This is a genomic window from Priestia sp. JSM ZJ58 (assembly GCF_044383985.1).
In the GTDB taxonomy this organism is placed as follows: Bacteria; Bacillota; Bacilli; order Bacillales; family Bacillaceae_H; genus Priestia; species Priestia zanthoxyli.
This window is the reverse complement of record NZ_JBISEM010000001.1, coordinates 2937864-2956209: the sequence shown is the minus strand read 5'-3', so window position 1 is coordinate 2956209 and position 18346 is coordinate 2937864. Positions and strand designations below refer to the sequence as shown.

At 36.7% G+C, this 18346-nt stretch carries 17 protein-coding genes; 14 read left to right on the top strand and 3 right to left on the bottom strand.

Annotation, left to right across the window (positions count from 1 at the left end):
• Window positions 1-267: 267 nt before the first annotated feature.
• The 10 genes from ACH6EI_RS15515 to ACH6EI_RS15470 all read left to right on the top strand — a co-directional run bounded on the left by ACH6EI_RS15515 (window position 268) and on the right by ACH6EI_RS15470 (window position 10584).
• Window positions 268-1806 (top strand): ABC transporter substrate-binding protein, encoded by a 1539-nt coding sequence (locus ACH6EI_RS15515; protein ID WP_108674600.1) that lies wholly within the window; start codon window positions 268-270, stop codon window positions 1804-1806.
• A gap of 59 nt (window positions 1807-1865) precedes the next feature.
• On the top strand, window positions 1866-2819 hold the full coding sequence (locus tag ACH6EI_RS15510) for an ABC transporter permease (protein ID WP_108674601.1): 954 nt from the start codon (window positions 1866-1868) through the stop codon (window positions 2817-2819).
• A gap of 9 nt (window positions 2820-2828) precedes the next feature.
• Window positions 2829-3737, top strand: coding sequence for an ABC transporter permease (locus ACH6EI_RS15505; protein ID WP_034264721.1), 909 nt, complete (start codon window positions 2829-2831; stop codon window positions 3735-3737).
• The gene (locus ACH6EI_RS15500) at window positions 3734-4732 is read left to right on the top strand and encodes an ABC transporter ATP-binding protein (RefSeq protein ID WP_028413752.1); all 999 of its coding nucleotides are present in this window, start codon (window positions 3734-3736) and stop codon (window positions 4730-4732) included. Before ACH6EI_RS15505 ends, ACH6EI_RS15500 begins: the two co-directional genes overlap by 4 nt.
• A complete protein-coding gene (locus tag ACH6EI_RS15495) occupies window positions 4725-5714 on the top strand; it encodes an ABC transporter ATP-binding protein (protein ID WP_108674602.1) in 990 nt (329 codons plus the stop codon). The genes ACH6EI_RS15500 and ACH6EI_RS15495 overlap by 8 nt, the downstream gene beginning before the upstream one ends.
• 260 nt (window positions 5715-5974) lie before the next feature.
• Window positions 5975-6457: a Cys-tRNA(Pro) deacylase gene (ybaK, locus tag ACH6EI_RS15490; RefSeq protein ID WP_034264724.1), complete on the top strand. Its 483-nt coding sequence runs from the start codon at window positions 5975-5977 to the stop codon at window positions 6455-6457.
• Window positions 6458-6622: 165 nt separating this feature from the next.
• Window positions 6623-6907, top strand: coding sequence for a DUF5316 family protein (locus ACH6EI_RS15485; protein ID WP_108674603.1), 285 nt, complete (start codon window positions 6623-6625; stop codon window positions 6905-6907).
• A gap of 87 nt (window positions 6908-6994) precedes the next feature.
• The gene (locus tag ACH6EI_RS15480) at window positions 6995-7405 is read left to right on the top strand and encodes a GNAT family N-acetyltransferase (RefSeq protein WP_108674604.1); all 411 of its coding nucleotides are present in this window, start codon (window positions 6995-6997) and stop codon (window positions 7403-7405) included.
• Window positions 7406-7981: 576 nt separating this feature from the next.
• Window positions 7982-9328: an MFS transporter gene (locus ACH6EI_RS15475; RefSeq protein ID WP_014460571.1), complete on the top strand. Its 1347-nt coding sequence runs from the start codon at window positions 7982-7984 to the stop codon at window positions 9326-9328.
• A gap of 287 nt (window positions 9329-9615) precedes the next feature.
• Window positions 9616-10584, top strand: coding sequence for an extracellular catalytic domain type 1 short-chain-length polyhydroxyalkanoate depolymerase (locus ACH6EI_RS15470; protein ID WP_108674605.1), 969 nt, complete (start codon window positions 9616-9618; stop codon window positions 10582-10584).
• Between the two features lie 135 nt (window positions 10585-10719).
• On the opposite strand, the gene ACH6EI_RS15465 is transcribed toward ACH6EI_RS15470, so the two are convergent.
• The gene (locus tag ACH6EI_RS15465) at window positions 10720-10875 is read right to left on the bottom strand and encodes an aspartyl-phosphate phosphatase Spo0E family protein (protein ID WP_016763750.1); all 156 of its coding nucleotides are present in this window, start codon (window positions 10873-10875) and stop codon (window positions 10720-10722) included.
• Between the two features lie 480 nt (window positions 10876-11355).
• On the bottom strand, window positions 11356-11496 hold the full coding sequence (locus ACH6EI_RS15460; protein ID WP_014460568.1) for a hypothetical protein: 141 nt from the start codon (window positions 11494-11496) through the stop codon (window positions 11356-11358).
• Window positions 11497-12007: 511 nt separating this feature from the next.
• Here ACH6EI_RS15460 and ACH6EI_RS15455 point away from each other — a divergent pair.
• Complete coding sequence (locus tag ACH6EI_RS15455; protein WP_098999835.1) at window positions 12008-13459, top strand: NADP-dependent glyceraldehyde-3-phosphate dehydrogenase; 1452 nt, start codon at window positions 12008-12010, stop codon at window positions 13457-13459.
• 104 nt (window positions 13460-13563) lie between these two features.
• Here the strand turns inward: ACH6EI_RS15455 and ACH6EI_RS15450 are convergent, their stop codons facing one another.
• Entirely contained in the window at window positions 13564-13860 is a 297-nt protein-coding gene (locus ACH6EI_RS15450) for a hypothetical protein (protein ID WP_028413740.1), read from the bottom strand.
• A 401-nt stretch (window positions 13861-14261) separates the two neighbouring features.
• Here ACH6EI_RS15450 and ACH6EI_RS15445 point away from each other — a divergent pair, with 401 nt between their 5' ends.
• The 3 genes from ACH6EI_RS15445 to ACH6EI_RS15435 all read left to right on the top strand — a co-directional run bounded on the left by ACH6EI_RS15445 (window position 14262) and on the right by ACH6EI_RS15435 (window position 18339).
• Window positions 14262-15989, top strand: a complete 1728-nt coding sequence (locus tag ACH6EI_RS15445; RefSeq protein ID WP_222591564.1) for a PrpR N-terminal domain-containing protein — start codon at window positions 14262-14264, stop codon at window positions 15987-15989.
• Window positions 15990-16247: 258 nt separating this feature from the next.
• Window positions 16248-17138, top strand: a complete 891-nt coding sequence (gene dapA / locus ACH6EI_RS15440; protein ID WP_034264670.1) for a 4-hydroxy-tetrahydrodipicolinate synthase — start codon at window positions 16248-16250, stop codon at window positions 17136-17138.
• Window positions 17139-17172: 34 nt separating this feature from the next.
• Window positions 17173-18339 (top strand): iron-containing alcohol dehydrogenase, encoded by a 1167-nt coding sequence (locus tag ACH6EI_RS15435; protein WP_108674607.1) that lies wholly within the window; start codon window positions 17173-17175, stop codon window positions 18337-18339.
• Window positions 18340-18346 lie beyond the last annotated feature (7 nt).

The window sequence follows — 18346 nt, the reverse complement described above, 5'->3', positions numbered from 1 at the left end:
ATTACCATTTCTTAAGATGTTTTTTCTTTTTTACTGCGTTGATAAAGTGTTTTCAATCGCTTGCTTTATAAGAAATAAATGGTTCTTTTATTCAACTATTATACATATATACCATATTTATTTAATAGAAAATGGTATAATAGCCTCTGTGTGTCAAAAATACTAATTGCCAAAGGTAGAAGGTAGTGCTACAATTGTTCACATTCCTACTATTCTTCTTATTATAGTCGGATTAAAATTTTATACAAGGAAATAGGAGTGATTTTAGTGAAAAGGACTTATTTACTTTTCATCTCTCTTTTAACCATTGTCCTCATGGTAGCAGGGTGCAGTGGTAACGCAAGTGAAAATACTTCAAGTGAAAAAGAAGGAAAAGAAGGCGGAACGCTAAACGTCGCGTCTCAAAGTGAGCCAGCAACGCTAGATGCTCAAATCACTGGGGACTCAGATGTGAAAGATGCAACGCGCAGTATCTATGAAGGGTTAATGATTTTAGACGACAAAGGAAATCCTAAGCCTGACTTAGCGTCTAAAGTAGATATTAGCGATGATAAAAAAACATACACGTTCCAATTAAGAAATGGGGTTAAATTCCATAACGGTAAAGAAATGACTGCAGATGACGTTGTCGCTTCTATTAACCGCTGGATTAAGCTATCATCCCTTGGAAAAACAAACTTCTCTGGTGCTGAAATGACAAAAACCGGTGATTATACGGTAGAGCTTCATTTACCATCACCAAATGTTAACACGCTATCTTTATTAGCTGATCCAATCCCCGCAGCAGCTATTTTACCAAAAGAAGTGGTTGACAATGCATCTGATGAAGGGATCAAAGACTACATAGGAACAGGTCCATATAAAGTAAAAGAGTGGAAGAAAAATCAATATCTTTTATTAGAAAAATTTAAAGATTATTCTTCGAAAGGCCGCGAAGTTAAGAAAACTCCTCACGTCGATGAAATTAAGATTAGTTTCGTAAGCGATGAGTCAACTAGGATTTCTGGTATTACAACCGGACAATTTGACGTTGCGCTATCTGTATCAAGCGATAATGCCAAACAAGTTGAAGGCAGTCAAAATGCAAAAGTAGAAACATCACCAGGCGGATTTATGGGACTTTTCTACAACGCAGATAAAGGCGTCTTTAAAGACATCAATGCGCGAAAAGCAGTTAACGCAGCTCTTAACTCAAAAGATATCTTAGACAGTTCTTACGGAAGCTCAGATTATTACAAGCTTTCTTCATCCATTGTGAACAAAGAGTATCCAAACTACTACAGTACAGCTGGAAAAGAAGAATATAACCAGCATGATAAGAAAAAAGCAAAAGAATATTTGAAGAAATCTGGTTATAACGGAGAAGAAATTCGCTTAATGGCGTCTCGTGATTACCAAGATCAATACAATACAGCTGTTGTGGTTCAACAAGAATTAAAAGACATTGGTATGAATGTAAAATTAGAAGTATACGACTGGGCGACATTCAGCGATAAAATGAGTGATACAAACCAATGGGACATCTATCCTGTTGACTGGAATGCTCGTTCTACCATCTTCCAAGGATTCTGGACGACAAAAGGTACATCAGTTGAAAAATCAATGGACTACTTAAACAAAATTAAAGCTGCTCCTTCTGTTAAAGAAGCTCGCGGTGACATTGATGCCATCCAGCAATACGTATGGGACGAGCTTCCGTTCACGCTTATTGGTCATAAAGTGAACATCAATGCCGTTTCTAACAATTCAAAAGGCTATGAGTATAATTTAGGTCCAATTTTCTACAATATGAGTTTAACAAAATAATATCTTATTATTCTAATAAACAGAGGGCTTACGCTCTCTGTTTTAGAAAGGAGTTTACGATGGGAGCTTATACACTTAAGAGACTTTTTGCACTAATTCCTGTTTTATTCATTGTATCTATTGTTGTGTTCTTAATTACACGCTTAACGCCTGGGAGTCCCGCAGCAATCATTTTAGGACAAGGCGCAAGTCCGGAACAAATTGCAGCGCTAAGCAAAGAAATGGGATTGGATGAGCCTATTGTCAATCAATACTTTATCTGGCTATCTAACATCTTTCACGGAGATTTTGGTTATTCCTACTTTTTAAATAAACCTGTGCTCGGGGCAATTTGGGATAACGTAGGTCCTACGGTTTCTCTAGCTATACTTGCGCAAATTTTTGGCGTGGTGTTTGCTTTACTATTTGGTATATATGCAGCTAAACATAAAGGAACGATTCGTGATGAAAGCATTATGGGAGCCAGCCTTTTAGGTATCTCTATTCCTAGCTTTCTTCTCGGTTCATTCCTTATTTTGCTTTTTGCTGTACAGCTTCGAATTTTCCCTGTTTCAGGATACGTTCCGTTAAATGCCGGATTATTTGAATACTTAAAGTATTTAGTTTTACCAACGATTACGCTTGGAGCGATTCAAGCTGCATTAATTACACGTATGACGCGTTCATCTTTACTCGATACCATTTCTGAAAACTTTGTTAAAACGGCAAAAGCAAAAGGATTAAATGAACGCACAATTATGCTTAAGCATACGCTGCGCGTGAGTTTTTTACCGATTTTAACAGTTATCGGAGAATCATTTGCGGGACTTGTGACCGGAGCGGCAGTAACAGAATCATTATTTAACATCCCGGGATTAGGTCAGCTGATTGTTTCATCAATTGAACGCCGTGATTACGCGCTTATTCAAGGAGCTGTACTTTTAATTACGGTTGCTTATGTGGTCATCAATTTAGTTGTTGATTTGCTGTATGCCGTGATCGATCCGCGTGTACGCAATTCTTATCATGATTAAAGGAGGGTGATGAATGTGAATGCACAACAAAATACAGAGACCATTTCAGTAACTTCAAAGAAAAAAAGAAACCCAGCGGCAGCGCGTTTCTTCTCAAATCGTTTGCTAGTAAGAGGAGCGATACTTATTTTATTATCTATTTTGATTGCTGTTTTTGCTCCGCTCATTTCTCCTTTTGGCAGCTTACAAATCGACCCTGCAAATCGATTAGCACCGCCGTCAAGCACGCACTGGTTTGGAACGGATAACTTTGGGCGAGATGTATTTAGTCGGACAATGTACGGCGTCAGAATATCGTTAATGATTGGAGCCGCAGTAACGATTATTGCTACTGTACTGGGTTTAATCGTTGGACTTTTATCTTCTTATTATAAAATTCTTGATTATATTTTAATGAGAATTTGTGACGGCTTGTTTGCTTTCCCGTCTATTTTACTAGCAATTGCCATCATGTCTGCTTTAGGACCTAAAACAAGCAATGTTATTATCGCACTGAGCCTTGTATTTATTCCTTCGATTGCGAGAATTGTTCGTTCAGCTGCGCTTGTTGTAAAAGAAAAAACATTTATTGAAGCGCTAAAAGCTCAAGGAGCAAGCTCACTTCGAATCATTTGTTTTCATATGGCGCCAAACGTCTTATCGCCTTTAATCGTTCAAGTAACATACGTGTTTGCCGTGACGATTTTAACAGAGGCTTCGCTAAGCTTTTTAGGAGCCGGAATTCCTGCGCCAACACCAAGCTTAGGAAATATGCTGTATGACGGAAAGCTTGCAATTTACAACGCGTGGTGGATGACCGTGTTTCCGGGTGTATTTATCATTTTAATTGTACTTGGCCTTAATTTATTTGGTGACGGTCTGCGCGATTGGTTAAATCCGAAAAACGTAATGCTGAAGAAAAGGAGGAAAAAACGTTGAGTAACGCCCTTTTAAAATTAGAAGACTTACAAGTAACTTTTACAACGTATAGCGGAGAAGTAACGGCTGTTGACAATGTATCTCTTCAATTAAATAAAGGAGAAGTATTGGGCATTGTCGGTGAATCCGGATCTGGAAAAAGCGTAACGTCCGAATCTATTCTTCAGTTATTAGATGAAGACCTAACAAGCTACGATGGTAAGATTTTGTTTGAAGGAAAAAACTTATTAGACATGTCTTCAAAGCAAATTCAAAAGCTAAGAGGAAACGAGATCTCAATGATTTTCCAGGATCCCATGTCGTCATTAAATCCTGTTATGCCAATTGGAAAACAAATTGCTGAAGTGATTCGTCTGCATCAAAAAGTCTCTAAAAAAGAAGCGCAAAAGAAAGTCGTAGAGCTTTTAAGACTAACTGGCATTCCGTCTCCAGAGCAGCGAGCAAAAGAGTATCCGCATGAAATCTCGGGAGGAATGAGGCAGCGCATTATGATTGCGATGGCTTTAGCCTGTGAGCCGAAGCTTCTTATTGCCGACGAGCCAACAACGGCTTTAGACGTAACCATTCAAGCGCAAATCCTTGACCTTATGATGGATTTAAAAGACAAGCTCAACATGGGCGTGCTGTTCATCACCCATGACTTAGGAGTTGTCGCTAATATTTGTACAAAAGTAGCTGTGATGTATTTAGGACAAGTGATGGAAGAAACGGACGTTAAAACGCTGTTTTCAAAGCCGCTTCATCCTTATACAATGGGCTTAATTAAGTCGGTTCCTCACTTAGATGGCGACCGAACAAAAGAGCTTTCGTCCATTCCAGGAACGGTTCCGCCGCTTTCAAACGTGCCGGACGGCTGTCGTTTTGCACCAAGATGCCCGTTTGCAACGGAAAAATGCCATAAAGAAGTACCTGTTTTAGAGCATGCCGATGATACGCATCGCGTTCGATGCTGGCACTATGAAAAAATTCAAGAAGGAGAGGTTGCGTATGTCTAGTGAAGCAAAGCAGCAAAGTGCCAAGCCCTTGCTTGAAGTTCGCAACCTGCAAAAATATTATCCGGTTCGTTCTGCCTTAGGGAAAGCGAAGGGCCAAATCAAAGCAGTTCAAGATGTATCCTTTGATATTTATGAAGGCGAAACGTACGGACTAGTAGGTGAATCTGGGTGCGGGAAAAGTACAGCGGGGCGCACGCTTTTAAAATTAGTAGAACCAACGGGCGGAGAAGCACAGTTTAATGGAGAAAGTATTTTCGAATCTAAAGCATCACGCTTGCGGACAATTCGTAAAGATTTACAAATGATTTTCCAAGATCCGCATACTTCTCTTAATCCAAGAAAAAAAATTGGTGCTTCCATTCAAGAAACATTAACAATTCATAATGTAGGTGCCAAAAGCGAACGAAAGCAGCTTGTCATTGAGTTATTAAAAAAGCTTGGGTTTAATGAAGAAGATTACAACCGTTATCCGCACGAATTTTCAGGCGGCCAGCGCCAGCGCATAGGCATTGCGCGTTCATTAATTTTAAACCCAAAGCTTATCATTTGTGATGAGCCGGTTTCAGCACTGGACGTATCCATTCAAGCACAAATCTTAAACTTACTGCGCAGTTTGCAAAGAGAAATGAAGCTTTCATATCTCTTTATCTCCCACGATTTAAGCGTCGTAAGACATATTGCAGACCGCGTTGGCGTGATGTATTTAGGAAGATTAGTAGAAGAAGGGCCAACAGATGAGATTTTTTCAAATCCTCGTCATCCTTACACAAAACTTCTTTTATCATCTGTCCCGGCAATTCACGAACATGAAAAACGCGAAAAAATTGAGGTTAAAGGTGAAATTCCTTCTCCTCTTAATCCACCTTCAGGCTGTGCGTTTCATAAAAGATGCCCGTTCGCATTTGACCGCTGCATGAAAGAAACACCTGAAGACACAGTGATTGACAGCAAGCATAAAGTAAAATGTCATCTATATAATTAATGTGAAAAGTTGTAGCGATATGGAAGACAACCGTATTGATACAGTAGAACAATTGAATAGACATAAATGAAAAAAGTCACTAGTGCCTCTAGTGGCTTTTTTCCTGTGAAAACCGCGGGTTCCAAGGATAGTGAAAAGTCATTATTTAGCATATTAGATTCATTTTTATATAAAAGATATGAATAACCCTTACTAACCTACCTATCCTAATATATGGAGATATGAAAACAAAACGTGTTATGATGGTATCGGTGATAATTATGGGTAAAAAAGCAGACAAAACGAACGTAATGCGAATTTTAGATCAGAAAAAAATTGAGTACAATTATTATTCTTATGAAACTAAAAATCTGAGTGGAGTACAGGTAGCTACTTCGCTCGGAGAGGATCTTGCTAAAGTCTTCAAGACACTTGTGACCGTAGGGAAATCAAAAGAACATTATGTCTTCATGGTACCGGTTGAAAAGGAGCTTGATTTAAAGAAAGCGGCAAAAGCAGCTGGTGAAAAGTCCTTAGAAATGATTCCTCAAAAAGAGCTGTTACCTCTTACAGGATATGTTCACGGCGGGTGTTCTCCTATCGGAATGAAAAAGCAGTTCACAACCTTCATCGACTCTACGGCAGAAGACTGTGAAACGATTTACTTTTCAGGCGGGCGTGTAGGTCATCAGATACAGCTACCACTAAGTGACTTATCAAAAGTAATTCGTATACGTCCGGCAGACATCACAAAAGATAGTTGAAATGTAGTTCCCTTGAGCGAAACGCACTTAGACATAAGCGTTTCGCTTTTTTAATTGCTTTAATTACTGTTGGAATAACGAAAAATAAAAGTAAAAATATAGAAAAAATGATATTATATAGATAATGCATGGGGGTTTTATAAAAAAACTAGGAGGAAGACAGAAATGATTAAATCAATTATTGGTGGGTTCATTTTATCTTTTATTCTTTTAGTAGCATGTACAATAGCTAACGTAAATTCAGAAACAGTACTTTTCACCGCTTTCATTATATTAGTGGGGCTAGCTCTTATCATATCTGGAGTAGCTGTAAGCGGTGATCGAATGAGAGCTAACCTTTCCACAGAATCAAAAACGGACAAGAAGTGGAGAATTACAAACTCTATAAACCTTATGTTAGCTGCCGCTCCAGTTCTCGGGGTATTTCTTCTCATTCATTACTTTGTATAGTTTATTCTTCGACATGTAAGAGCAAGCCGCAAGGTCCTAAAAAACAAACTAATTATTCATAAGATAATAGCGAAAAGAGGTGCTAGGATGAAAGAAATCACTTCAACTATGGTGAACCCGACAATAAAAAAGCTGTTATCTTATGCCACTTTAGAAGAGAAGGTTGATGGAGAATATAAAAAATACACTTGTTTGCCAAGTCGGAAATTATATAGTATTGAAGTAAATGGAGAAACAGTTAGCTGTATAGGAGTTGAATTTCTTAACGCCAAGGAAGCTGTTGTAAAACATATAGCTGTTTTACCAAAAGAGAGAGGGAAAGGAATAGGAAGCAGCATGATTAGCTTTCTTTGTAAGAACTATGATATACATTCTATTTTTGCTGAGACAGATAAAGAGGCAGTAAACTTTTATTCTAATTTTGGCTTCCAAATAACAAGTTTAGGTGAAAAATATCTCGGAGTGGAACGCTTTTTGTGTGAATTTAAAATCAAATGAGCCAAATTAAGGTTGCCAATGTAACAAAATTATAGAACATCTATGGCTGTATATATATTAGAGGATAAGATTAAAATTCGATAATTATCTTAAATTTAGGTTAGAGCTTAGTACAAGTTATGTTTATTCTACATATTATGTAAATGTAAGCAGCTTACACTCTCAAGTTGAAAAGAGTATTTTCTTAACCATGTTCTTACTTAAAGAACGTGGTTTTTTTCTGTTTCACATATAAATTAGAAAACCAAACTTTGTAAAATTTTTGTATAAATAATTAGAAAATATTATATTTTCTAATAAATCAATAGTACAATATATAAATAGAAGGGAGGATTAACACTACATATGTAATAGACAGCAGCCGCTTTTAAACCCGCTTATTTTGTATCTATAGGTGATATCAAAATGAATTATTCAACCTTTTTTAAGCGCTCTCATTATATAAATAATTGGTTGAACAGGTTTTATAGAAAGCAATACAATCTAGCTGTTAAAAAAGATTTGCTGGTAAATTACTTACTACTTCATGTTACAGGAGAACCAACATTAAACACTCAAAGAAAAGAGGGATCACTCATGGCTCATACCAGTGAAGCTGCAAACAACAGGCGTGTTACAAGTAATATTTTTAAAGGATCTGTTGGGAATTTAATTGAATGGTACGATTGGTACGTTTACTCTGCTTTTGCCGTCTATTTTTCATCGCAATTTTTCCCAGAAGGCGATCCAACAAGTCAGCTGCTTAACACAGCGGCAATCTTTGCCGTCGGTTTCTTAATGCGTCCAATCGGTAGTTTATTAATGGGACGCTACGCGGACCGATATGGTCGCCGTGCTGCGCTTACCTTATCTATTACGATTATGGCGAGCGGTTCTTTGATTATCGCTTGTACCCCCAGCTACAGTACGATAGGATTATTATCTCCTATTATTCTAGTACTCGCACGTTTGCTTCAAGGAATCTCCTTAGGGGGAGAATACGGAACGTCTGCAACTTATCTTTCTGAAATGGCAAGCAGCGGGCGAAGAGGATTTTATTCAAGCTTTCAGTATGTAACGCTTGTTGCTGGTCAGCTGGTAGCATTAGGTGTTCAAATTATTCTGCAAAACGTTCTCAGTGAAGCAGATATGATTTCATGGGGCTGGCGTATTCCTTTTGTCATTGGAGCTATCGGAGCGCTAAGCGTTTTATGGCTGCGCCGTACAATGGATGAGTCAGAACAATTTTCTAAAATGGACTCTGAAAGCCGTGAAAACGCAGGGACTATTAAAGCACTTATGAAGCATCCTAAAGCAGTATTAACCGTTATTGGCTTAACTTTAGGAGGAACGGTCGCTTTTTATACGTATACAACATATTTGCAAAAATTTATGGTAAACAGTGTAGGTCTGGATAAAGGAGTCGTAAGCTGGATTAATTTCTGTGCGCTACTTGTATTTGTTGTTATTCAGCCAATAGCAGGTATGCTATCTGATAAAATTGGACGCAGACCTCTGTTAATGAGCTTTGGTATTTTGGGAACATTGCTGACTGTACCGCTGTTTCTTTTTATGAAGCAAGCACATAACCCAGTCATGGCCTTTTTATTAATGACAGTTGGACTTATCATTGTAACTGGTTATACATCTATTAACGCAATTGTAAAAGCTGAGCTTTTTCCAACAGAGATTCGAGCTCTTGGTGTAGGATTACCGTACGGACTTACAGTTGCCATATTTGGAGGGACAGCAGAATTTATCGCACTATGGCTAAAAAGTATTGGCCATGAATCAATTTTCTTCTTCTATGTAGCAGGGTGTATTGCCATCAGCTTTCTTGTTTATTGGCGTATGGGAGAATCCTCTAAAGATTCATACATAGAGTCCGAGCTCAAGACAGATGACAAAGGAGACAATGTACCGCCAAATAATATCAGTTTTTAATTTTGGTTAAATAAATAATCGTTTGATAACATAAAAAAGGACGGGCTTTTATAGCCCGTCCTTTTCTAGTATTCCGCGCGTATACTTGTATTAAACGCACTAAGTGACGGTTCTTGCTATAGAATTCTTTTTTCTATAGTTTTGCATTATGAATTTGTACGATTAAAGCATAAAGAGGAAAATAATTAAAGGCATATAAAAAAGATCAGCGCCATAATAAAAGGATTATTTTGTGATATAACGAAATAGAGAGTATATACATCAGAAATAGAGAGAGGGTAAACTCCGTGAATACTTTATGTTCCTTTTTTACAAATCCAATTTTAACTGCTTCTACGCTTTTAATAGAATTACAGAGCGTGTTCTTTCAACCTATTTGGAAAGAGTATAATTATGATGATTATTTTACCTACAAGGTATATGTTCCAAGTACATATACTGGATTAAGTAAAGTACCATTAATCGTTATGCTTCATGGGTGTCAACAAGACGCAGATGATTTTGCTGCGGGTACGGAAATGAATAAGCTAGCGGAAGAAAAAGGTTTTATTGTTCTCTATCCCCAAATGAATTACTTTGCTAATTCCAACGGGTGCTGGAATTGGTTTTATGAGTATAACCAGTTTCGCGGTAATGGAGAGCCAGACATAATAAAAGATATGATTGATCACATAACCACTAAGTATGCGATTGATTCTACTAATATATACCTTGCTGGCATGTCAGCTGGAGGCTTTATGGCGAATGTGATGGCTATTGCTTATCCTGATATATTTAAAGCGGTAGGCATTCATTCAGCAGGCAGTAATGCGTATGCTGTAGACCTCATAACAGCCGGAGAAGTTATGCTATATGGATCTCTAAATCCTGAATTTGACGGTGATGAAGCTTATAAGAAAATGGGACCTTACGCACGGCCTGTTCCCATCATTACGGTTCATGGCCAATCAGATACAACAGTTAATCCAATTAATGCGTCTACATTAATTCAGCAGTGGATTTATACATATAAGTATTTCGGTATCGACCTACATGAAAATGCTGCTTCTTACACTTCAAGGGAAAACGAAAATCATTATAGTTACATAACTTATGACTACGTAGATGCAGAAAATAAAATCTGGATGAAAAAAATTATGGTAGAGGATATGGGGCATGCATGGTCAGGTGGAAATGACAATGGATCAGATACTGATTCAAAAGGTCCTAATGCTTCAAAAATGATGTGGGATTTTTTTGAAGCCCACAATGATTAAATAGAGCATGAAAGAGCGATCACAATATGTTACTAAATAACATTTGCCTTTCATTTTCTTGAAACGAATAATCGTCTACCAACAGTAAAAAAGGATCTTATCGAAAGATCCTTTTCTGTTATCAACCAGCATTTCTTAACAAGTAGCTTCAAACCGATTTAACAATACATCTAGATCCTGACTGATTTTAATCGTATTACTACTTGTAAACCCTTCTTCTAGGGCAATCATCATCATCATTTTTCGTATAAATTCTATCTTTATCAGCAGTAGCCTACATTTGAAACACATTAAGTTTCCTCCACTTGCCACGTCATTTTAAAGGTTTAAATTATTGAATTTTTTATGTAAAAACGGTTCAAATCTAAAAATAGAACCTAAAAAATATAGTAACAAATAGATAGTGTCGAAGTCTGTCGTATTTTGAATTCAGATATTTTCATTTAAAAAGAATTAACTCTTAAACGTTTTGCTCGAAGCTGCGCTCTGATTGTTCCACCGGTTGTAAATAACTGACGGAGTAACAGAGCTTACCCTGTTTTTTGTATATAGGCATAATCAGATTACATTTAGGCATGTTAACATAAGATTGGACTTATTTAAGTTAGTCAACTTTAAACTAAAACATATCTTTTTTTCATTTATTGGTTTCTGTTTAACTATTTATGGCTATCAGGCACTGACAAATAAAGATAAATGATAGGTGAGGGCCGTTTCTAACCGCTATAGACTTTGTAAAAAGCGCAACAAAAAAGCGTCTGTTAAGACGCTTTATATATAATACATATACTGCTCTTCTTTATTGGCATGTGTTGTTTCATGGATTATTTCTTCCGGGATATTGGACGTCCGGTTAGTAAAAAGCATAAACAACGCAATAATTGATGCCACAAAACCTAAAGTAACAATCACAATAAATCCCTCCCTTTAGAATATATATTCTACTTTCATCTTCATTTTCCTATATTTATTTTATACCCTTATTTTATTTTCTCAACACATAGAATAAAAAGAGTGTATGCATCGCATCGGCTGAATATCCATCCAAAGTAAATACAATCAAGGGAACTTAAAAAAGTAGGAAACCATAAAGATTTTTTCGTATTCGGGATATAAATCATTAAAATTATTAATCATTGAGATAACTTATTTGTATTGTACGAATGAAAGAAATTTATATATATTAAAAATACGAAATATTCATTAAATTATACGAGGGTTTGTTTTAAGTTAAAAAGAAAGAAGCTGCTGCTTTAAAGGCAACAAGTAAGCAGTATAAGATTAAGGAGTTACACGGAATATAAAAGTTATAGAAATGAATACAAGTAGAATTCTTTTTGCTCAAATATTCACATAGTTTTCATTCGTAAAAAAGACTGAAAATTTTGATAATAAATTTCACTTTTATTAAGGGGGACTTTTTATGACAACAACGGTTTTAAATGTATCAACTTATTCTTTTTATCTTAACGGTGAGTGGAAAGAAAGCAAATCAGGGCAGACGATCGATATTGTTTCTCCATACCGTCATGATGTGATTGGAAAAGTGCAGGCTATCACAAAAGAAGAAGTCGATGAAGCGGTACATGCCGCGCAAAAAGCTCAGAAGGGGTGGGCGGAAACTTCTCTGCAAGACCGTGCCAAATATTTATATAAGTGGGCAGATGAGCTGGTAAAAATGCAGAGTGAAATTGCCGAAATTATTATGAAAGAAGTTGGAAAAAGCTTAAAAGATGCAAGGAACGAAGTCGTACGCACGGCAGATTTCATTCGCTATACAGTTGAAGAAGCTCTTCATGTGAACGGAGAAAGCATGAAAGGAGATAGCTTTCCTGGAGGTTCTAAGTCAAAGGTTGCGATTGTTGAACGCGTGCCTTTAGGCGTGGTACTCGCGATTCCTCCTTTTAACTATCCGGTAAATTTGTCTGCTGCTAAGCTTGCGCCTGCTCTTATTTCAGGAAATGCAGTTATCTTCAAACCCGCAACGCAAGGAGCGATCAGCGGTATTAAGATGATTGAAGCTCTTGATCAAGCAGGGATTCCACAAGGACTTGTAAACGTCGTAACGGGGCGCGGATCTGTAATTGGGGATTACTTGGTTGAACATAAAGGCATTAACATGATTTCCTTTACCGGAGGAACAAATACGGGTACTCAGTTAGCTAAAAAAGCAGGCATGATTCCTCTTGTACTAGAACTTGGAGGAAAAGACCCGGGTATTGTATGTGAAGATGCAGATTTACAGGAGGCAGCAAAACATATTATAAGCGGAGCATTTTCTTATTCGGGTCAGCGCTGTACAGCTATTAAACGTGTACTTGTACATGAAAAAGTGGCAAACGAGCTGGTCGACATCCTAAAAGAAGAAGTACATAAACTATCAGTTGGTTCTCCTGAAGATGGATGTACAATCGTTCCATTAATTGATAGTAAGGCAGCGGACTTTATTCAAATTTTAATTGCAGACGCGCTCGGAAAAGGTGCAGAAGTTGTGACTGGGAACAAGCGTGAAGGCAACCTTATCTATCCTACTCTTTTAGATAACGTGAATGATACTATGCGCGTAGCATGGGAAGAACCATTTGGTCCTGTGTTACCAATTATCCGCGTCGCTTCTGACCAAGAAGCCATTGACATCGCAAACGAATCAGAATTTGGCTTACAAGCAAGCGTTTTTACAAAAGATATTAATAAAGCCTTCTCAATTGCAAATAAAATGGAAGTCGGTTCCGTTCAAATCAACGGCCGCACAGAACGCGGCCCCGATCATTTTCCTTTTATCGGCGTAAAAGGATCCGGTATGGGCGCTCAAGGTATTCGTAAAAGTATTGAATCGATGACTCGTGAAAAAGTAACGGTATTAAACCTTCAATGATTGAATTCCATGAGCTATCCAATCGACCCGGTAGAATGTAGAGAATCTCATGGAAAAAGCCTGTGCTCCAAAAAGCACAGGCTTTTAAACGTCTTATTTGTCTATCACTCGATTCCGTCTTTATAGTTCTTATGCCAGTTTTTATCCCCTTTGTGCTCTATATCTTCAACGGTTTTTTCGAGCTCTGACATAATGAGTGTTTTTACTTCATAGATGGTATCAAAAAAAGCTTTCTCTTCATCCGGATTCGGCTTTATTTTGGCTGCTGCCGAAATATCAACATATCTGCGATGTTCAGTTGTTAATTTATCAAGCGCATCAAAAATATGAGAGGTCAGAACAGCAACCTCTTTATGATTATCAGGCAGTTTTTCTTTTAATGTTTCAATTCTTTTATCCATGTTAAAGTCCCCCTATAACGTGTTGTATTTATGTAACTTTCCCACTAATAAAAATGAATAACCTTAAATAGCAAAAATTCATGGGAATTAGCACGTGAAACAAAATTATACTACAGGATATCATGTTAAAGTGAAAAATTGGTGAAATGAGTGGGTATATTTTCAATATAGAGAAGTTTGTACTAATAAAAGAAGAGGTCATTTAGCAGGTAACCTTTGTCCGTGTTTTCAAGCCTTACCTATATTTAATCGATATAAAGCTTTTTTAAAAATATTTGTAAGTTGATTCATTTTGCATCAAAAGAATTTTTTGGTATATTATAGATGTGTTTAAAAATGCAACAGAAGGTGATTGAATGAAAGTACTGGCTATCGCTCCTTATAACGGTTTAAAAGAGCTAATGATTACCCTAGGAGAAAAAGAAGAGTTCGAGTTGCAAGTAGAGATAGGTGATTTAGAAGAAGGCCTGACTCTTGCTAAAGATGCAATACATAATGGCATAGATATCATCATCAGTCGAGGAGGAACGGCGGAACTCATCCAAAGAGAGTTGACTATCCCGGTTGTTGAAATTGAAGTTTCTGGTTACGATATGCTTCGCGTGCTGACGCTTGCTAAAGGTTACCCAGGAAAAAAAGCAATTGTTGGGTTCTCTCCTATTTCAGAAGGAGCTTCTACAATTTGTGAAATACTAGATATCAATATGTCTGCATACAAAGTCAAAAGCGAGAAAGAAATCGAGCCTATTTTAGTTCAATTACAGCAAGATGGATATACAAATATTATTGGAGATGCCATTACGGTAAAAATAGCTGAAAAGCTTGGACTCAATGGTATATTGCTGACTTCTGGAAAAGAAAGTGTTTTAAAATCTTTTCAAAATGCAAAGAAAATATATGGATTTCTTTCGTCTTTCAAAAAAAACTACTTGATGTCTTATGATATTATTCAAAATGAAATGGAAGGAATTGTTGTATACAATTCAACGTCTCGGGCTATTTTTTCTAATCCTTATTTTAATAAGAATTTTACTGACAGCTTTAAACAAAACCTCAATGTAGAAGAGGCTGTAAAGACTGTATGTAACACAGGTTCTTTTGAAACAGTCTTTAGTAGGGATGATGACTTTTGGACAGTAAAAGGATATCCTCTGGAAACCTCACATTCAAAATTGATTATGTTTCGCATTAATCAATATAAGTCCAATGAAAATCAAGGTATAGATGGAATCTCAATTGTGTCTTTACAAAACGAAGCAAGCTCTGCAAGTAACCTTACTACTATCGTCACAAAAAATGAGAGAATGCAAGGTGTTTTAAAAGCTGCAACTATTTATGCTAATACGGAAGAACCTGTATGGATTAGCGGTGAAGAAGGAACTGGAAAAGAACGACTAGCAAAACTTATTCATCTTAATAGTGAAAGACGTGAATATCCACTGCTTATTATAGATTGTGAAGTTCTCTCAAAAGCACAGTGGGCGCGCCTTATAGACAAAAGTTCCTATGATGATTTATTAGCCCACAATCCGCATGGAAGCGTTATTTTAAACAATATAGATTTTTTAGAATTGGATACTCAAAAACAATTAGTGAGTTACTTAAAAAAGAATTCAACTACGTGCCGTTTTATAACTTTATCGCGTAAAAGTATCGAATACTTAACTGAAACACAGCGTTTTGATCAAGAGTTGTATTATTTATTAGCTAGTTTAACCTTGGACCTTCCTTCATTAACAGAAAGAAAAGAAGATATCGAAAGCTTAGCTCTTTTCTTTATCGGGGAATACAATATAAAATTCGGCAAGCAAATCGTAGGGATACGTAGCGATGCAAACGAAAACTTAAAGAATTTTGAATGGACTGGTAATATAAAGCAGCTAAAACAGATCATTAAAGAGAGTGTACTATTAGCTGAAGGGGCTTTTTTAGAGCTTCATGATTTAAAGAAAGTAATAAGTACCATTCGCGTTACAAGTGACAATCAGGAAATTGATTTAAACGGAACGTTAGAAGAAATCGAACGAAAAATCATAAAAAGAATATGGTTAGAAGAGGGTATGAATCAAACAAAGACAGCTGAAAGGTTAGGTATAAATCGAACCACTCTGTGGCGGAAACTAAAATAAAATTTCCTATATGTATTCTATTGAGTCAAATTTAAAAACCACTTTATCTATAAGTTAGTAAAGATAAAGTGGTTTTTGTTGTTTAATTTTTAAACAATTTAGAAAATATTAATTTTTGTTTTCTTTAACTGTTGATTAATTAAACATTTATGTATATAATTCAAATTGTAAACGTTTTAAAAAAAGCGAATTGTACATATACGTTGCAAAAATAAACAATTAACTAAATGCAAATAGATACTGTAGGGAGGAAGGAATATGGAGTTAAAAGGAATTATTCCAGCGTTATTAACGCCTTTAACAAAAGAGCAGACAATAAATGAACCGGTACTGCGTCAATTAACTAGTCATCTTATTGAATCTGGTGTGCACGGCATTTTTGCTTTAGGAACAAATGGTGAATTTCATCTCTTCACAAAAGAAGAAAAATTAAAAATTGCTCAAGTGATCATTGATGAGGTCAAAGGAAGAATCCCCGTAATTGTTGGTACGGGAGGGAACAGTACAGAAGAAGTTATTGAATTATCAAAGCAGATGGAAAACCTTGGAGCAAATGCTCTTTCTGTTATTACTCCTTATTTTGTTACACCAACTCAAGAAGAAGTGATCGTTCATTTTCAGCGAATAGCAGAAGAAACATCTTTACCAGTTCTTTTATACAATATCCCTTCAAAAACGGGAATGAGCTTAGAACCCGACACTGTCGCCAAGCTAGCAGATGTTCCTAATATAGTAGGAATTAAAGATAGCAGCGGCAGCTTCGAAAATATCAAAAACTATATTCATGTAACAAAAGACAAAGACTTTTCCGTGTTTGCGGGAACGGATTCTTTAATACTAAAGACCTTAGAAGCAGGAGGAGTAGGAGCAGTTGCAGCAACTGCAAATATGGTCCCTGATATTGTCGTATCTATTTACACCAGCTGGTTAAAGGGATTTAACAACGAAGCGGAAGAAGCTCAAAAAAAATTACAGCCTCTTCGAGACACATTTCAATACGGGACGCTTCCATCGGCTTTGAAAAAAGCTGTCGAACTATATGGAATTCCGGTAGGCCCTCCTAAACTGCCAGTCTCTGAACTATCAGGAGAGGGACTTGAAAAGGTAAAAGAAATGGTTGCGGGATATAAAAAACAGAATGCACTTTAAAATAAACTAACTATAAGGGAAAGAGGTTAAAATGATGCAAAAGCTTTATCAATTTCAAACAGCAAATCATCTTATCGCAGGACCAAACTCAATTGAAAAAGTAGGAGAACACCTTTCTCTATTAGGTACAGAAGTCAAGTCAGCCTTAATTATTACTCAACCATCGATGAAAAGGTTAGGTTTTGTCGAGAAGCTTATTCATCAGTTATCTGACAAAGGCGTATCAGCCTATGTAAATATTGATGTTCTTCCAGAGCCAACGATTGAAAACATTGAGGAAGTTTTTCAAGCTATTAGCAAAGAACAGTATGATGTATTAATTGGATTTGGTGGAGGAAGCGTGCTTGATGCAACAAAAATTCTTTCAGTCTTACAAACAAATAACCAATCTATCCGTGAACTATTAGGTACAGATTTAGTTAAAAACCCAGGTACACCAACTATCTTAATTCCAACTACTTCAGGAACAGGTTCGGAAGTAACGCCTAATGCGATTGTTACACTGCCCGATGAAGAATTGAAGATTGGAATCGTAAGTAAGTATTTACTGCCTAAATTAGTGGTACTCGATCCAGTTCTAACATTAAGTTTGCCAAGACCTATCACAGCTGCAACCGGGATGGATGCATTTACTCACTCATTAGAATCATTTATTTCAAATAAATCAAATTTAATAAGCGATATGGTTGCATTAGAATCAATTCGTCTCATCTCGTCTAGTATTATAGAAGCTTATCAAAATGGGAATTCGGTCGAGGCGAGAGAAAAAATGCTTGTAGGTTCTATGTATGGCGGAATGGCTTTAACAAGTGCAGGTACTGCTGCGGTTCATGCATTAGCATATCCGCTAGGCGGAAAATTTAAAATTCCTCACGGTGTAGCTAATTCGATGCTTTTACCCCATGTGATGGAGTTTAACATGGATGCCATTGAAGATCGGTTGTTCCTCGTAGCTGAGCCTATGGGAATTAAAATAGAGGGTTTTTCAAAGACGGAAGTAGCTCAAAAAGTAGTAAATCGTATTGTAGAGTGGACAAACGTTTTAGAAATCCCACAAAATCTAAAAGAATATGGAGTAAAGGAAGAAGATGTTCCAGAGCTAGCTCTTTCCGCTTCAAAAGTAACGCGATTATTAAATAATAATCCTAAAGAAGTAAGTTTGAAAGATATGGAAGGAATTTACCGTAAATTACTTGTTTAAAAAGGTG

What these genes read in the sequence shown, in the direction of transcription:
- ACH6EI_RS15475 (WP_014460571.1), top strand. Translation starts at nt 7,982, where the DNA reads ATGGCTCATACCAGTGAAGCTGCAAACAACAGGCGTGTTACAAGTAAT.
- ACH6EI_RS15465 (WP_016763750.1), bottom strand. Translation starts at nt 10,875, where the DNA reads ATGTGTTTCAAATGTAGGCTACTGCTGATAAAGATAGAATTTATACGA.
- ACH6EI_RS15495 (WP_108674602.1), top strand. Translation starts at nt 4,725, where the DNA reads ATGTCTAGTGAAGCAAAGCAGCAAAGTGCCAAGCCCTTGCTTGAAGTT.
- ybaK (WP_034264724.1), top strand. Translation starts at nt 5,975, where the DNA reads ATGGGTAAAAAAGCAGACAAAACGAACGTAATGCGAATTTTAGATCAG.
- dapA (WP_034264670.1), top strand. Translation starts at nt 16,248, where the DNA reads ATGGAGTTAAAAGGAATTATTCCAGCGTTATTAACGCCTTTAACAAAA.
- ACH6EI_RS15455 (WP_098999835.1), top strand. Translation starts at nt 12,008, where the DNA reads ATGACAACAACGGTTTTAAATGTATCAACTTATTCTTTTTATCTTAAC.
- ACH6EI_RS15445 (WP_222591564.1), top strand. Translation starts at nt 14,262, where the DNA reads ATGATTACCCTAGGAGAAAAAGAAGAGTTCGAGTTGCAAGTAGAGATA.
- ACH6EI_RS15435 (WP_108674607.1), top strand. Translation starts at nt 17,173, where the DNA reads ATGCAAAAGCTTTATCAATTTCAAACAGCAAATCATCTTATCGCAGGA.
- ACH6EI_RS15510 (WP_108674601.1), top strand. Translation starts at nt 1,866, where the DNA reads ATGGGAGCTTATACACTTAAGAGACTTTTTGCACTAATTCCTGTTTTA.
- ACH6EI_RS15450 (WP_028413740.1), bottom strand. Translation starts at nt 13,860, where the DNA reads ATGGATAAAAGAATTGAAACATTAAAAGAAAAACTGCCTGATAATCAT.
- ACH6EI_RS15480 (WP_108674604.1), top strand. Translation starts at nt 6,995, where the DNA reads ATGAAAGAAATCACTTCAACTATGGTGAACCCGACAATAAAAAAGCTG.
- ACH6EI_RS15485 (WP_108674603.1), top strand. Translation starts at nt 6,623, where the DNA reads ATGATTAAATCAATTATTGGTGGGTTCATTTTATCTTTTATTCTTTTA.
- ACH6EI_RS15505 (WP_034264721.1), top strand. Translation starts at nt 2,829, where the DNA reads ATGAATGTGAATGCACAACAAAATACAGAGACCATTTCAGTAACTTCA.